Raw genomic sequence first — 15,267 nt, 5'->3', positions numbered from 1 at the left:
ACGTTCATCCTTACGGCGCGAGGGCGGGTTGCTCGAGCAACTGGGCGCGGTAGCGGGCGGCTGCGGCGGTGGCCTCGGGCCCGCCGAGGGCGACCACTCCGGCCAGCCGGCCGCCGTGGTGGTGGCCGACGAGGACATCGCCTTCGGGGTCGCCGTCCAGGACCCGCACGTCGTCCTTGCCGAGGAACGGCGCGCCGAACGACTGGAGCCGGAAGTCGTGCTGGTCGCTCCAGAACGCCGGCAGCGGCGCGAAGGGGCCCGGGTCCGCACCCGTGCCCATGAGATGGGCGGCGAGGGCCTTCGCGGCGTGCTTCGCGGTGTCGGTGGGGATGGACCAGTGCTCGACACGGCGCGGGACCCCGTCGTAGCGGGCGTTGGGGAAGCGGGCGACGTCGCCGACCGCGATGACATGCGGGAGGCCGCCGGCCCGGAGCCGTGCGTCGGTGAGCACGCCATCGGCCAGGTCGAGCCCGTTGCCCTCCAGCCATTCGGTGTTGGCGACCGAGCCGACCGACTCCACGACCACGTCGGCCGGTAGGACGCGGCCGTCGTTCAGGGCGACCCCCGTGACGCGGTCGGTGCCCTCGAAACCGGCGACACCGGTGCCCAGGGCGAAGCGCACCCCGCGCTCCTGGTGCCGCTGGAGCAGTGCGTGGCCCAGGAGTTCGCCGAGCGGTCCCACCATGGGCAACGGCAGCGGATCGACGACGGTCACCTCGGCGGCACCGAGCCCGATGGCCGTGGCGGCGACCTCGCAGCCGATGAACCCCGCACCGGCCACGACGACGCGGGCGCCGGGCCGTGTCAGAGCGTCACGCAGCCCCCGGGCGTCGGCGATGGTGCGGACGGTGTGCCGGCCGGTGGCCGGTCCCGCGCAGCGCAGCCGCCGCGGCCGCATGCCGGTGGCCACGACCAGGCCGTCGAAGGCCATCTCCTCGCCGCCGTCCAGCACGATGAACCTGTCGGCCAGGCGGGCGGCGGTGACGCGGGTACCGAGCCGCCAGCGCACGTCGGCGACGCCGGCCTTCGGTGTGAAGGCCAGCGACTCGAACGTCGCCTTGCCCGCCAGCGCCTCCTTGGACAGCGGAGGCCGGTTGTAGGGCATGTACGGCTCGTCCCCGACGACGGTGATCGATCCGGTCCAGCCGGCCGCGCGCAACCGCTCCGCCGCGCGCAGGCCACCCAGGGACGCGCCGACGACGACGATGCTTCCAGGCACGGTGCTTCCGGACACGGTGCTTCCGGACACGGTGTTTCCGGACACGGGGGTCAGCCTTCGATCCGGATGGCCTGGAGCGGGCAGACGTCCGCCGCCTCCTCGACCTCCTCGCGCAGGGAGCCGTCGGGGTCGGAGACGTAGGCCAGCCGCCCGCCGTCGTCGATCCGGAAGACGTCAGGCGCCGCGAACACGCACTGCCCGTGGTCCTGGCACTTGTTCATATCGACGACGACCTTCATGGCCGGTCCTCCCAGGAGGTGTCGGGGCGGAGGCAGCGGGCGGGCGCGGCTCGCGGACGCCAGGACGCCACGGTCCGGCCGGGCCGGCCAGGGAGTCCGCGGAGCAATTCGTTTGACCTCAAACAAGATAAGGGGCACCCGCTCGCGGGTCAAGCCGTGCCCGGCCGGACGATCTCGCTCCGCCGGACGATTTCGCTCCGCCCTCTTGCGGCGGGGCGGGTGCGCTTCATACCGTTTGGCATCAAATGACAGCCGGGCTCCGCCGGCACCGCAGCCCGACCCCACTCGCCACCTCACATCCGGCCAAGGAGACATCGGTGAGCGCTTCCGTGACCCCCCACCTCCGTCAGCATCTGGATCGGCTCGCCGCCGAGGGCATCGATGTGGTCCGGGTGACCTTCCCCGATCTCATCGGCACCGACCGGGCCCGCGACGTCCTGCTGGAGCATCTGCCATCGGCCTGTGAGCACGGGCTCGCCTTCTGCCGCGCCGTCTACCACACCAGCCCGCAGGGCGATGTGGTGCCGGTGCCCGGCGGCCTGGACGCGGGGCTGCCCGACATCTGCGTACGCCCCGACCTCGACACGCTGGTCACGCTCCCGTGGGAGCCGGGCGTCGCGTCCTGCCTGGGGGAGGTCACCGACCCGGCGACCGGATCGGCCGCCGCCGAATCGCCCCGTGACCTGCTGCGCGCGGTCCTGGCCCGGTGCGCCGAGCACGGCCTGCGCCCGGTGGTGGGACCGGAGCTGGAGTACTTCCTGTGCGAGGCGGACCCGGGATCGGCCACCGGCTGGCGCAGGTACACCGACGCCGCCGGCAGCGTCTACACCGCCGGTCTCCGCGCAGACCCCGACAACCATCTGCTGCGCACGCTACGGCTGCTCCGCGACCTCGGGATCGGCGTCACCACCGGCAACCACGAGTTCGACAGTGCCCAGTTCGAGATCAACCTCGTCCACTCCGACGCCCTGGACGCCGCCGACCGCGCCTTCCGGCTCAAGGCCGCGGTCAAGGAACTGGCCCGCAAGGAGGGCAGGCTGGCGACCTTCATGGCCAAGCCGTTCAACGACGGCGGCGGTTCCGGCTTCCACATCCACCTGTCCGGTGAGGACGACGCCGGTGGCAACGTCTTCGGCGACACCTCGGCCCCGTACGGCCTGTCCGGAATCGCGCGCCACGCGGTGGCCGGCATCCTCGCGCACGCCCCCGCTCTGGCCGCCCTGCTCAACCCGACCGTCAACTCCTACAAGCGCTTCGGACCGGACACCCTCGCGCCCTGGCTGATCGACTGGGGCCTGGACAACCGCAGCGCCATGGTCCGCATCCCGCCCGAGCGCGGATCGGCGGCACGGCTCGAGCTGCGCCTGGGGGACGCCGGAGCGAACCCGTACCTGGTGATCGCCGCAACCGCCGCCGCCGCGCTGCTGGGCGTCCTGGCCGGAGAGGAGCCGCCGGCTCCGCTGGAGGGCTACGGGTACGACCCCGCCAGGTCGGCCGTGCTCCCCATGAACCTCCCGGCCGCGCTGGACGCACTGGAGGCGGACACGGCGCTCACCGACATCCTCGGCAAGGACTTCACCACCTCGTTCCTCACCTACAAGCGGGATGAGGCCGAACGCTTCCAGCGGTTCGTCACCGACTGGGAGTTCACCGAATACGCCTACCACCTGTGACGCCGAGGAGCCTGGCATGACCACCCACCCGCCCACCGCGAAGGAAGCGGTGAACGAGCCCTTCCCGCTGGAGGACGTCGATCTCGCCGACCTCGACAACTTCACCGACGGCGTCACGCCATGGCGCATGCTCCACACCCTGCGCCATGAGGACCCGGTCCACTGGCAGCCTGAGGACGCCCCCAACTCGGGCTTCTGGGCGGTGACCCGGCATGCCGACATCGTCCGCGTCGACCGCGACGCCGAGACCTTCACCTCCACCCGGTTCGTCAATCTCGAGGAGGTCGACGACGACCAGATCAGGAAGCGGGCCTCCATCCTGGAGCTCGACGGCGTCCGGCACCGCGCCCTGCGCAGCCTGCTCCAGCGGCAGTTCGGCGCGTCCGTGATCAACGGATACACCGACTTCCTGCGCGGTCTCACCGTGCGGACCCTCGATGCCGCTCTCGCCCAGGGCACGTTCGACTTCGTCGCCGATGTCTCCGCGGACTTCCCCATCAACGTCCTCGCCCGCCTGCTGGACGTGCCCCCGGAGGACAACCAGAAGCTCATCGACTGGGGCAACCGCATCATCGGCCATACCGATCCCGATTACGCCGACGTCCTGCTGCACAGCGAGGAGAGCGAGCGGTACCGCGACCTGCCCTTCCGCTCGCCCGCCTCCCTCGAGGTCTTCGAGTACGGCCGCGACCTCGCCCGGCGGCGGCGTGGCGGCGACGGCACCGACCTGGTCTCCAGACTCGTCAACGGCGAGCCGCGCGACGGGATCCCGCTCTCGCCGCAGGACTTCGACAACTACTTCCTGCTCCTGGTCGTCGCCGGCAACGAGACCACCCGCCACACCATCTCGCATTCCATGCTGGCCCTGATCCAGCACCCCGACCAGCTCGCGCGGCTTCAGGAGGACCCCTCCCTCATCCCGGCCGCGGTCGAGGAGTTCCTGCGCTGGGCCACGCCGGTCTACCACTTCCGCCGCACCGCGACCCGGGACGTCGAACTCGGCGGAAAGCAGATCAAGGAGGGCGACAAGGCCGTCATGTGGTTCGCCTCGGGCAACCGGGACGAGGAGGTCTTCGGCAACCCGTACGACTTCGACGTCGCCCGCCAGAACAACGACCATGTCACCTTCGGGAAGGGCAGCCCGCACCTCTGCCTGGGCAACCTGCTCGCCCGTACCGAGATCCGGATCATGTTCGAGGAGCTGATCCCTCGGCTCGCCGGCATCAGGCTCGCCGGCGAGATCCCCCGGGTTCGCTCCAACTTCGTCAACGGCATCAAGAGGCTCCCGGTCGAGGTCACCCTCGCCTGAGCGGTGCAGGAAGGACGTGAGGTCCTTCCCGACGCGGTCTGCGCGCGACCCTTGGCAGGCTTCATTTGATCCCGTACGATTTCTTTATCGTACGGGGTCAAATGAAATGTGTCGTTCGAAGGGACCTCCATGTCTGAGAACCACATGACCACCCGCCGCTCCGTGATCAAGGGTGGAGGTGCCGCACTGGCGGCGCTCGGGGTGTCGACGCTGGGCCTGCCGCACGCGGAGGCCCTGGCCAAGCCGGGCCCGGCGGACCTCGTCCTCGTCAACGGCAAGGTGCTGACCCTCGATCGGCACTTCCGCGTCGCGGCGGCGGTCGCGATCAAGAACGGCGTCATCGTCCATGTCGGGCCGTCGGCGTCGGTGCGGCATCTCATCGGCGCGGGAACCGACGTGGTCGACCTCAAAGGCCGTACCGCGATGCCGGGCGTCAACGACTCGCACCTGCACGCGGTGAGTTGGGGGCTGAGCAGGCCGCCGTTCAGCCTGGACGTCGGCTATCCGACCGTACGGTCGATCGCCGACATCGCGGCGTCCGTGGCCCAGGCCGCGGCGGCGGCCGGGCCCGGCGCGTGGATCCGGGGCAGCGGCTGGGACCCGCAGTACCTCGGTGAGGGCCGCATGCCGACCAGGCAGGACCTGGACGCGGTCTCCCCGAACAACCCCGTCTACCTGACCGAGTGGTCCGGTCATGCCGCATGGGTCAACTCCGAGGCATTGCGGATCGCCGGCATCACCAGGGACACGGTCCCGCCCGCGGGCGGCCAGATCGTCAAGGACGCCGACGGGGAACCGACCGGCGTGCTCCTGGAGACCGCCGCCGGCCTGGCCGGCCGCCACGTCCCGCCGTACACCATCGAGCAGCAGGCCGCCGCCGCCGAACTCGCCGCGAAGATGATGCTCGCCGAAGGCATCACCAGCTACACCGACCCGGGCTCGTCGCCTCGGCTCATCACCGCGGTCGCCGGCCTGGTGGACGCCGGGAGGATTCCGGTACGGGTCAGCATGATGCTGAGCGGCTCCTCGCCGGAGAGCCTGCGAGCGAACCTGGCCGAGTTCGAGCGGCCCGACGTCGACCCCCGCCGCTTCACGGCGAACCAGGTCAAGATCTTCGCCGACGGCATCCCGACCATCAACAAGACCGCGTGGCTGTTCGAGGAGTACGTGGGCGGCGGGTACGGCGGCATGACCCTTCCGGGGAGCACCCCGGAGGAGCAGGTCGCGACGCTCGAAGAGCTGGTCCGGATGGCGCACACGGCCGGATTCCAGATCGGGACGCACGCGACCGGCGACCGGACGATCGACGCGGTCATCACGGCGTACGAACGGATGCATCGCACGAACCCGCGTCGCGTCAACCCGCGGCACTACATCATCCACAGCGACCTGGCCCGGCCCGCGGACCTGGCCCGGATGGCCAGGGCGAGCGTCGGCGGGAACTTCAACCCGAACATCAAGTGGGTGCTGACCGACGCCCAGATCGAGTCGATCGGGCTGGAACGGGCCGAGTACGAGTGGCCGTACGCCACGGCGCTCAGGTCGGGCGTGAAGGTGGCCAGCGCCTCGGACGCTCCCGTCGTCTACCCGGACTTCCGGCAGGGCCTGGAGACGATGGTCCGCCGCGAAGGGCGGGTGTCGGGCAGGCTCTACGGCGCGCAGGAGCGCATCGGCCTGGACGAGGCGATCGCCACCTACACCCGCACCGGCGCCTGGCAGGACCACGCGGAGGCATGGAAGGGACGGCTCACCAAGGGCCACGTCGGCGACATCACCGTCCTCGACGGCGATGTGCACGCCATCGGCACCGCCGAGATCTCGCAGCTGCCGGTCGCGATGACCATCGTCGGCGGCACGGTGGCCTACGACGAGGGCTCCAGCGACGTCAAGAAGGCGGCGGCCGCGGCCCGCGGCGCCAGCTGGGTCAAGCGTCACGCCCCGATGAACGACTGCGGCCCCGGTCACCGTCACTGAGCACGATTCGCTGAGTGGCGGATGTCGAAACGTGGCCGGCCGGGATCCCGGCCGGCCACTCGCCGGTCGCGGCGGTTTCCGCGACCGGCGGCGCGTGGGCTTGCCAACCGTGGGAATAACCGTTAGACATAGGGGCTAACGGTTATATGGGAGGCCCCATGCAGCAGGAAGTGGTGCTGGCGCTGCTGGCCAAGGAGCCCTCGCACGGCTACCAGCTGCGTGCGCGGCTGCGCGACGCGCTCGGCCCTCTCGGTGACGCGATGAACGCCGGGCAGATCTATGTCACGTTGACCCGGCTCGAAAAGGCCGGCCTGCTGGCGGTCGAGAGGTCTGCCGGGGGCGCTGACCGGTCGGATCGCAAGGTGTACGCGCTCACCCCCGACGGCCAAGAGCGAGTCGCCGCGTGGATCGCCGAGGTGAGGTGGCCGCGACCCGATCTGGCGGAGTTCCATCTCAAGCTGATCGCGGCCGCGGCGGCCGGGCTGGCCGACCCGCTCACCATCGTCGACACCCAGCGCCGCGAATTGCTGCGCCGGCTGCGTGACACCCAGCGCGCCGCCATGGCCGAGCCGGTCCGCTCGGACGCGGCGCTGTTACTGGAGGGCATCGTGCTCAGGCTTCAGGCGGACCTGCGCTGGCTCGAGACATGTGAGAAGAACTGGACCCAGCGAAGGAGCGGATCGTGAGCAACGCCGCCGACATGCCCGTGCTGCGGGCCCGCGGGGTGCGCAAGGAGTACGGCAAGGGGGAAGGGTTGGTGCGCGCCGTCGACGGCGTCGATCTCGAGATCGGGGCGGGAGAGACGGTGGCGGTGATGGGGCCCAGCGGATGCGGGAAGTCCACGCTGCTGCATCTGCTCGGAGGGCTGGACCGGCCCTCGGGTGGAGAGGTGTCGCTGAACGGCCGTCGCATCGACGACATCAGCGAGAAGGCCCTGGCCCGGATGCGGCGCACCGATGTCGGCTTCGTCTTCCAATCCTTCCATCTGATGGAGGAGCTCACCGCCGTTGAGAACGTCGAGCTGTCGGCGCTGCTGGCCGGACGCTCTCCGCGGGTGGCCAGACGGCGTGCCGTGGACCTGCTGGAGCAGGTCGGGCTCGCCGACCGGGCGCGCTTCCTGCCCTCCGCGCTGTCCGGTGGCCAGCGGCAGCGGGTCGCGGTCGCCCGGGCGTTGAGCAACGAACCGTTGGTCGTTCTCGCCGACGAGCCGACCGGGAACCTGGACAGCGCCGCCACCCTGGACGTCCTCCAGCTCTTCGAGGGCCTGCACGGGTCCGGGCAGACACTGGTCATCGTCACCCACGACGCGCGGATCGCGGCCATCGCGGACCGGTTGATCTCGATGCGCGACGGCGCGTTCGTGGACGAGACCCGGCTGACCGGTGGCGCCACCGGATACCTCGGCGCCCTCGCCGGGCTGGAGGACTGAGGGCGATGGGCCGCATCCTTCTCGTGGGACGCCTCGCCGTGCGGGACCTCCGGCGGCGCCGTACCGAAGCAGTCCTTCTGCTGATCGCCATCCTGGCGGCCACCACGACGCTGACGCTCGGGCTGGTTCTGCGCGACGCGGCCGGCGGCCCGTACGAGAGCACCCGGGCAGCGACCAAGGGACCGGACGCGGTCGCCGCCGTCGGCACGTCCGCCGGTCTCGCCGGCCTCGAGGAACTGGCCGCTACCTCCGATGTCACCGGACACAGCGGACCGTACCCCGTCATCGCGGGGGAGCTCGAGGCGTCCGGCCGGACGTCGGACGCGCAGATCGAAGGGCGGGACGCCACGATCGCGGCGGTCGATCAGCCAGCGGTGACGCAGGGCACCTGGGTCAGCGACGGCGGCGTGGTGCTCGAAGCCGCCTACGCCAACTCGCTCGAGGTGAACGTCGGTGATCGGATCACTCTGGGCGGCAAGTCGTTCCCGGTCGTCGGCCTGGCGGTCACCGCCGCCATGGCGCCCTATCCGGGGGCGTCCTGCATCGTCGTCTCCGTCGGTTGCGTCAACGGCGCCATCCCGCAGGACCGGAATCTGCCTCCGGAGTTGTTGCACAACCCCGGGCTCGTCTGGCTCACCCAGGCGGACGTGCGGAGCCTCGTCCCGACACAGGGCTCCGTGTCCTATGTGATGAACCTGAAGCTGGCCGACCCGGATGAGGCTCAGGCGTTCGTCGACGCGAACGGCGGCGATCGCAGCGGCGCCATCGCCATGCAGCCCTGGCAGAGCATCCTCGCCGACGCCACCGACCTGGCCAGAGACTCCCAGATCCTGCTGCTGATCGGCGCCTGGCTGCTCGGCCTGCTCGCGGTGGCCAGCCTTTCCGTTCTGGTCGGCGGCCGGATGGCCGATCAAACCCGACGCGTCGGGCTCCTCAAGGCGGTCGGCGGCACACCGGGCCTGGTCGCCGCCGTGCTGCTCGCGGAGTATCTCCTGGTGGCCGTCGTCGCGGCGGCGGCCGGCCTGGTGATCGGGGCGCTGACCGCTCCGCTGCTCACCGAGTCGACCGCGGGCCTCGTCGGCAGCGCGGGGACGGCGTCGTTGACGTGGTCCACGGTGGGTCTGGTGACCGCCGTGGCCCTCGGGGTAGCCGTAGTGGCGACCGCCGTCCCGGCGGTACGCGGCGCCCGCTCGAGCACCGTCAGCGCGCTGGCCGACGCGGCCCGCCCGCCCCGCCGCACCGGTTGGCTGATCACTCTCTCGACGCGACTGCCGGTCCCGCTGCTCCTCGCCTTGCGGGTCGCCGCCCGCCGGCCGCGACGGGTCGTGCTGGGGGTGGCCAGTATCGCGGTCACGGTCAGCGGGATCTACGTCCTTCTGATGCTCAACGCCTTCCTCGACGCCCAGCCGGGCACCGGCGCGTACAGCGAGGGTCAAGTGGCGGTGCTCCGGCACGTGCTTCTCGTCTGGACGGTCATACTGCTCTGCCTGGCGGCGGTCAACGCCATCGTCATCACCTGGGCGACGGTGCTCGACAACCGGCATTCCTCCGCGCTGGCGCGCGCCCTCGGCGCGACCCCTCGTGAAGTGAGTGCGGCACTGGCGGCCGCGCAGGTGCTGCCCGCGCTCGCCGGCGCCATCCTGGGCGTCTTCCCGGGAGGCTTCGCGCTGTTCGCCGCGATAAACACGATCACCGGCGGCGACAGCGACAAGGCCGCGCTTCCCTCGCTCTGGCAGCTGCTCGCCCTGGTACTGGCGACCGGGCTCGTGGTGGCGGCGCTCACCACTGTTCCTGCCCGTCTTGGTGGCCGCCGTCCTGTGACCGAGACTCTCTGAGCGGGCTCGCATGATTTCGAGCAGTTCTGCCGGACCTTGGCCAACGGGTCGGAGCCTCGGCGACGCCCACCGCGTCGGTGTCGGTGGGTGTGCGCCGCGTAGCGGTGAATACGGCCAGGGCGGTGGTCAGGGGGACGGCCGCGATGAGCCCGATGGTGCCGGCGACGGCGCGCACGATCTCCTGGGCGACGGCGGGGCTGGTGAGGACCTCGCCGGCGGGCTGCCGGCCGAGGCTGAACAGCAGGAGGAGGGGAAGGGACGCTCCCGCGTAGGCGAGGACGATCGTGTTGATCACCGAGGCGATGTGCGCCCGCCCGACCCGGGTGGCGGCTCGGTACAGCCGCCCGAAACCGAAGGAGGGGTTGGCCCGTGCCAGTTCCCGGACGGTCGCGGCCTGGGTGATGGTGACGTCGTCGAGTACGCCCAGCGCGCCGATGATGACGCTGGCCAGGAGCAGCCCCCGGGTGTTGATGTCGTAGTCGATGTCCAGGAACAGGGAGCTGTCGTCGATGATCCCGGTGAGCCGGGTCATCTCGATGGCCGCCATGGCGAGTACGCCTGTCAGGGTGAGGCTGGCCAGCGTGCCCATCACGGCGACCGATGTGGTCACGGTGAAGCCGTGGGTGAGATAGAGCACCGCCAGCATGATCGCCGCCGCGCAGACGATCGCGGCCAAGAGCGGTGGGCGCCCGTCGATGATGGCCGGGATCAGGAACAGCAGGATCAGGGCGAAGGTGATGGCCAGCCCGACGAGGGCGGTCAGGCCGCGCCAGCGGCCGAAGGCGACCACCGCGAGCATGAAGGCCAGGGCCACGATCCACAGGGCCCCGGAACGGTCGTGATCACTGAGCTGGTACGGGGAGCCCGGAGAGCCGGGAAGGCCTTCGGCGTCGGGCATCTCGACCAGGACCACCGCCTCCCCGGCGCTGAAGATCCTGTTGCCGGGACCGCTCGGCAGTTCGGTTTGCACCGCCCGCCCGGCCATCGGCCCCGAGGTGAGGGAGACCGTGGCGGTTCCGCACCTTCTCGGATCGGGCCGCGGCGCGCCGGGCGGCGATGGCGTGCCGGGCTCTGCGACGGGCGGGGCCTGGGCCGGGCACGGCTTGAGATCGATCCGGACGATCTCCCCGGTGACCTTCTTCAACCGGGCGGCGGAGGTCTCGTCTCCATCGGTACCGGACGGCCACATCCAGATCAGGGCGGCCAGCGTGGCGACGGCCAGCGGGACGATGACGATCAGCACCGCTCGTACGGTGGCGGGCGCGGTGGGGCCGGCGTCGTGTCGGTGTGAGTGGTGGGCGCCCACGGTTGCGGCTCCTTACGGGCGAAGTGCCGGTGTCTCCGAGTGATGAGTGTCGAGTCGCGGAGGGTACCGGCCCTTCGGTGAACGTTGTCGTTCCAGGGATGCGGTCTGGAGCAGATTTCACCAGATCCAGGTCATGCCCCGCGCCGTTCAGAGCGTGCCGGGAGTCCGGGAGCCGCAGGGAGCCTCGACGCATGCAATGATAGTGATAATCGTTTTCACTTGCAGAAGGGGTCTCCGATGTCCGTTCCCGTAGCACTGGTGGCCGGGCTGCACGGCACCGCCCGCGCCACCGTCGTCGACCGGCTGCTGCGCGAGCATCCCGGCGCCGTGGCGATCCACCACGATCTGCGCGCCATCACCCGCGGGCTGGTGACGCGCACCGTCCGCGATGCGGGCACGACGCTGGAGCGGACCCTCATCCGGCTGGAGCACGGCTGCGTGACCTGCACCGTCCGCGAGGATCTGATCCCCCAGCTGCTCCGGTACGCCGGCCGCGCCGAACTGCTGGTCGTGGACCTGTGGGACTGCGTCGAGCCGCGGTCGGTCGCCGAAGCCCTCGACCATCCCGGCCTGGACGGCGACATCCGGCTCACCGGCGTGCTCACCGCGGTGGACGCCGAGCTGATGCCCACCGACATCTGCCGCGGCGAACTGCTGACCGAGGCGGGCAAGCCGGGCGCGCCCGGCGACCGGCGCTACCTGGCCGAGGTACTGGCCCACCAGATCGAGTACGCCACCGCGCTGGTCGTCCCCGAGACCCTGCCGGCCCCGCTGCCCCCGGCCGACCGGGGGGATCTGGACCTGTGCCGCGAACTGCTCGGGCACCTGGCCCCGATCACGCCGGTCACCATGCCCGGCGAGCCGCTGCCTCCGCTCGCCGGCCCCGCGCTGTGCGCCCACGAGCTGGCGGCCCGCGTCGACCCGGCCACGGCGCAGCTCCCCTGCGCGTCGCACACCCCCGCGGCCGACACCGTGGTCTGGCACCGCACCACGCCCCTGCATCCGGCCCGGTTCTTCGACGCCATGGACGTCCTGGCCACCGAGTCGGTACGCAGCCGCGGCCGGTTCTGGCTCTCCAGCCGGCCCGACCGGATGCTGGCCTGGGACGCCGTCGCCGGCGTCGTCATGGTCGAGGACACCGGCCCCTGGCTGGCCGCCCTCCCCGAACACGACTGGCACACCGTCCCGCCCGCCCGCCGGCTGGCCGCCGAGCTGGACTGGTCGGCCGACCACGGTGACCGCGTCCAGCACCTGGTCCTCACCGGCCCCGAACTCGACCACGACCGGATCCACGCGCTGCTCGACGGATGCCTGCTCGCCCCCGGCGAGCCCGCCACCTGCCTGGACGACCCGTTCGCCGAGATCCTCGACCTGGACACGGCCGTCTGACGGGTGGTCGTCTGCCAGGTGGATAGGACCCGAACCATGGACAGGCGATCGGGAAACCCCTCGCGCAGGGATCGGCCGCAGCCGCCTTGCTCCGGCTGCGCGGAAACGGGGGGTCTAATGCCTGTCTCAAAGAGGGCTCAGCCACCGCGCGAGCGCGTTACCTGGCCGGTGAGGCAAAGCCGGAGGCGAGCCTCACCCGGGCAGATCGCGAAGCGATGCCGCGCTCGCACAAGAACCGGTCACGGTGCGAGCCGCCAGGCGAGCACCGTGGGCCGGGACTTTGAAACACTGTCTACTCCCGGGCGGTCGCTTCGGCGAGCTCGCTGAGGACCTCGGAGGCGGTGGGTGGATCGAGGTCGCCGAACGTCCGCCCGTCGCGCGAGGACCAGTGGCCTTCCTCGGGACGGTCGTCGAGCCGGATCTCAGCCAGCCGCTGTTCCGGGTTGTCGGCCCCGTGCCCGATCTTCATTCCCGGGTCGATCTTGACGTTGACGAACAGGCCGCTGGGGACCTTGCGGTAGAGGCACCGCTGGTAGCCGCCGTCCACGGGTGCGCTGCGCCGCCACCCGCGCTGTTCGAGGGCGAGCACCGCCCGGGCCGGTGCGGCGGCGTCCTGGAACCTGGCCAGCCGCCGGACGGCGCGCTCGGCCTCGGTCAGGACGTGCACCGGGCGGTGGAGCTGCGGGAACGGCTGCATGAGCTCGTAGTCGGCCAGCACACGCGTCCACGCGCCGAGCGCTCCGCCCAGGTCCAGCGGGTGGGCGAGGCCGATGCGGGTCCCATCCCGCAGCGTGAGCGCGCCGTCGCCGGGGCCGGCGAGCGTGCGGTCTTCGGCGACGCGGAAAGCGGTCGTCCCGGAGCCGTCTTCGGCGAGCCACACCAGGCGGCGCGCGATGTGCCAGAGCAGGGGGTGCTCCACGAAGAGGCGCCGGAACTCCGCCACGGTCCAGCGGCGCCGTGCCACCATCGCCGCCTCCAGCCGTCGGATCTGGTCGCCGGCCACCGTGCCCACGTCCTTCTTGAGCGCGGTGAAGTGCTTGTAGGCGGCGGTCGCGAGTTCCTGGTCGTCCTTGGCGCCGGGCTTGGGGAGCGATCTGCGGGGCGTGCCGTCCTCGTCGGCCACGTGCGGCCTGAGGTTCTCGTCGAAGCCGACGAGGAAGCGCCGCGGCCCGTAGTCCAGGACGAGCCTGCCCGCCGCGTCCAGGCCGAAGTCGGGGAGCAGCCGGTCACGGAGCTGCTCGGGCGTCAGTCCCAGCTCGCCGGCGACCTCATCGAACCTCTCGTGGGCGCGCTTCCTGAGGTCCTTGTACTTGCCCCTCTGCGCGATGCCGTCCAGATGCGTCAGCGCCACGTCCGAGCCGATCCCGGCCAGGACGTCCAGGCCGGCGAACGCCTTGGCGTGGGCGCGCTTCCCCTGCCACGCGGGGATGAGCGGTGTCAGCATGCGGACGGTCTCGTCATCGCCGAACCACCCCATCCGGCTCAGCGCCCACCGGTCCTTGGGCGGTGCGCCGATCTTGTCCCACAGCTGGAACAGCGCCCACCCGAACGAGGCCAGCGACCTGGCGTCGCACGCGTCCTTGACGGCCGCGAGGCCCGCGTGCGCCTCTGCGGAGGAGGACATGGCGAGCATCGTCAGCAGGCGGCGGGTGGCGTCGGCGGGGAGCGCCTCGCCCCGGTCACGGAGCCTGATCTGCGGCAGCGTCTCCAGATCGGCCCACTCACCCGGCTCCTGTACGCGGGAGGGGAGACTCCGCGGGTCGGTCAGGGGCTTGGGAAGGGCGTCCACCGGTGCGTCCGGCAGCCGGCCGGCGGCCAGCGCGTCCCTCTCGGCCGCCAGCTCGGGCAGCAGCCGCCGCGCCCGCTCGGGGAACCGCTTGGCCGCCGCGAGCAGGGCGGGCTGCACGTTCTTCTGATCGGCGCGATCCACCAGCGCCCGGAACGCCTCGTCGCACGGCAGGACCGCAAGGAACTCCAGGAACAGCTTGCGTGCGGAGGTGTCCCAGGTGTCGTCGAACGCTGCGACGACCAGGGGCGTGATGGCCGGCCCCACCGCGTCCGCCATGGTGGCCAGGAGTGCCCGGTCCCACAGGAACCTGCTGACGACCCTGTGCTGGAGGAGCTGGTCGACCTGGCCAGGCGAGCCGAGCGAGCCGTACAGCATCCACCAGAAACCCAATTGGCCCCTCGCAGGGGGAGGGTCGGCGCAGCACTCGTCCACCCAGTCCTCGCGGGCGGGCACCAGGAAGGAGACCACCACCCGCTGGGACGCGGTGCGCCGGCATCCCGCCAACCGGTCCACCGCCTCCTGATACACCTCCTCATCGGCGACGGACAGAAACGCCCGGAGCCGTACGGCGGCCTTGGGTGCCTGGGAGACGATGGCCGAGCCCTGAACTCCCGTGCCGCTCCCGTCGACGAGGCCGAGCCCAGGGCGGTCCCAGAGGATCTGGCTGCACTCGGCGAACGCGCAGGCGGCGAAAGGCAGCCCGTGCCCGGCCACCCAGGAGTCGACGGCCAGTACGGCGACTTTCTCGTCATCGTTCCCGGCGTCCTGCATGAGCAGCGCGGCGGCCACTGCGGCGCCGAGGGGATGCGCGCCTCCGGACGCGTACGCCCGCAGGGCTTCGGCCATGTCCGGCGTGACGCCCTCGCGCTCCGCGAGCGGTCGCACGGCCTCCAGCGCGCGCACGCGTTCACGCACGGTCCTGCCCGCGGACCGGTTGACCTTGGGCCTCGGGCCCGGACTCCCGTCCCGCCGCGGGTAGACGTGGCGCCGCAAGGGATCCGGGAGGATCAGGATGCCCTCGTCCCGAAGGTGATCTTCCATGGCGCCTCACCGTAGAGCAGGCGACCGACAGCCCGCCGTCGCAATGGGGAAACAGGAAGACCGT

11 protein-coding genes are annotated in these 15,267 nt (G+C 71.4%); 7 read left to right on the top strand and 4 right to left on the bottom strand.

The window, feature by feature from the left end; translation table 11 throughout:
* Positions 1-10: 10 nt before the first annotated feature.
* On the bottom strand, positions 11-1,219 hold the full coding sequence (locus ACH34Q_RS06635) for an NAD(P)/FAD-dependent oxidoreductase (protein ID WP_395981859.1): 1,209 nt from the start codon (positions 1,217-1,219) through the stop codon (positions 11-13).
* 50 nt (positions 1,220-1,269) lie between these two features.
* The gene (locus tag ACH34Q_RS06630; RefSeq protein WP_395981858.1) at positions 1,270-1,458 is read right to left on the bottom strand and encodes a ferredoxin; all 189 of its coding nucleotides are present in this window, start codon (positions 1,456-1,458) and stop codon (positions 1,270-1,272) included.
* Between the two features lie 317 nt (positions 1,459-1,775).
* Here ACH34Q_RS06630 and ACH34Q_RS06625 point away from each other — a divergent pair, with 317 nt between their 5' ends.
* From ACH34Q_RS06625 to ACH34Q_RS06600, 6 genes are all read left to right on the top strand, one after another.
* Positions 1,776-3,131, top strand: a complete 1,356-nt coding sequence (locus ACH34Q_RS06625) for a glutamine synthetase family protein (protein ID WP_395981857.1) — start codon at positions 1,776-1,778, stop codon at positions 3,129-3,131.
* 16 nt (positions 3,132-3,147) lie between these two features.
* The gene (locus ACH34Q_RS06620; protein WP_395981856.1) at positions 3,148-4,440 is read left to right on the top strand and encodes a cytochrome P450; all 1,293 of its coding nucleotides are present in this window, start codon (positions 3,148-3,150) and stop codon (positions 4,438-4,440) included.
* Between the two features lie 129 nt (positions 4,441-4,569).
* Positions 4,570-6,414, top strand: a complete 1,845-nt coding sequence (locus ACH34Q_RS06615) for an amidohydrolase (protein WP_395981855.1) — start codon at positions 4,570-4,572, stop codon at positions 6,412-6,414.
* 158 nt (positions 6,415-6,572) lie between these two features.
* The gene (locus tag ACH34Q_RS06610) at positions 6,573-7,100 is read left to right on the top strand and encodes a PadR family transcriptional regulator (RefSeq protein WP_395981854.1); all 528 of its coding nucleotides are present in this window, start codon (positions 6,573-6,575) and stop codon (positions 7,098-7,100) included.
* 14 nt (positions 7,101-7,114) lie between these two features.
* Entirely contained in the window at positions 7,115-7,843 is a 729-nt protein-coding gene (locus ACH34Q_RS06605) for an ABC transporter ATP-binding protein (protein WP_395982072.1), read from the top strand.
* Between the two features lie 5 nt (positions 7,844-7,848).
* Entirely contained in the window at positions 7,849-9,678 is a 1,830-nt protein-coding gene (locus tag ACH34Q_RS06600) for an FtsX-like permease family protein (protein ID WP_395981853.1), read from the top strand.
* Here ACH34Q_RS06600 and ACH34Q_RS06595 read toward each other — a convergent pair.
* Complete coding sequence (locus tag ACH34Q_RS06595) at positions 9,623-10,984, bottom strand: YibE/F family protein (RefSeq protein WP_395981852.1); 1,362 nt, start codon at positions 10,982-10,984, stop codon at positions 9,623-9,625. The two genes, ACH34Q_RS06600 and ACH34Q_RS06595, sit on opposite strands and share 56 nt — an antisense overlap.
* Before the next feature lie 237 nt (positions 10,985-11,221).
* Between ACH34Q_RS06595 and ACH34Q_RS06590 the strand changes: the two genes are divergently transcribed.
* Entirely contained in the window at positions 11,222-12,373 is a 1,152-nt protein-coding gene (locus ACH34Q_RS06590; RefSeq protein ID WP_395981851.1) for a CobW family GTP-binding protein, read from the top strand.
* A 292-nt stretch (positions 12,374-12,665) separates the two neighbouring features.
* Here the strand turns inward: ACH34Q_RS06590 and ACH34Q_RS06585 are convergent, their stop codons facing one another.
* On the bottom strand, positions 12,666-15,203 hold the full coding sequence (locus ACH34Q_RS06585; RefSeq protein WP_395981850.1) for a DUF4132 domain-containing protein: 2,538 nt from the start codon (positions 15,201-15,203) through the stop codon (positions 12,666-12,668).
* Positions 15,204-15,267 lie beyond the last annotated feature (64 nt).

Source organism: Actinomadura sp. 9N407 (genome assembly GCF_044326315.1).
GTDB lineage: Bacteria > Actinomycetota > Actinomycetes > Streptosporangiales > Streptosporangiaceae > Spirillospora.
This window is presented reverse-complemented; position numbering and strand designations above follow the sequence as displayed.

Excerpts from the sequence above, each read along its gene's own strand:
- ACH34Q_RS06615 (WP_395981855.1), top strand. The coding sequence starts at position 4,570 with ATGTCTGAGAACCACATGACCACCCGCCGCTCCGTGATCAAGGGTGGA.
- ACH34Q_RS06630 (WP_395981858.1), bottom strand. The coding sequence starts at position 1,458 with ATGAAGGTCGTCGTCGATATGAACAAGTGCCAGGACCACGGGCAGTGC.
- ACH34Q_RS06600 (WP_395981853.1), top strand. The coding sequence starts at position 7,849 with ATGGGCCGCATCCTTCTCGTGGGACGCCTCGCCGTGCGGGACCTCCGG.
- ACH34Q_RS06590 (WP_395981851.1), top strand. The coding sequence starts at position 11,222 with ATGTCCGTTCCCGTAGCACTGGTGGCCGGGCTGCACGGCACCGCCCGC.
- ACH34Q_RS06620 (WP_395981856.1), top strand. The coding sequence starts at position 3,148 with ATGACCACCCACCCGCCCACCGCGAAGGAAGCGGTGAACGAGCCCTTC.
- ACH34Q_RS06610 (WP_395981854.1), top strand. The coding sequence starts at position 6,573 with ATGCAGCAGGAAGTGGTGCTGGCGCTGCTGGCCAAGGAGCCCTCGCAC.
- ACH34Q_RS06605 (WP_395982072.1), top strand. The coding sequence starts at position 7,115 with ATGCCCGTGCTGCGGGCCCGCGGGGTGCGCAAGGAGTACGGCAAGGGG.
- ACH34Q_RS06585 (WP_395981850.1), bottom strand. The coding sequence starts at position 15,203 with ATGGAAGATCACCTTCGGGACGAGGGCATCCTGATCCTCCCGGATCCC.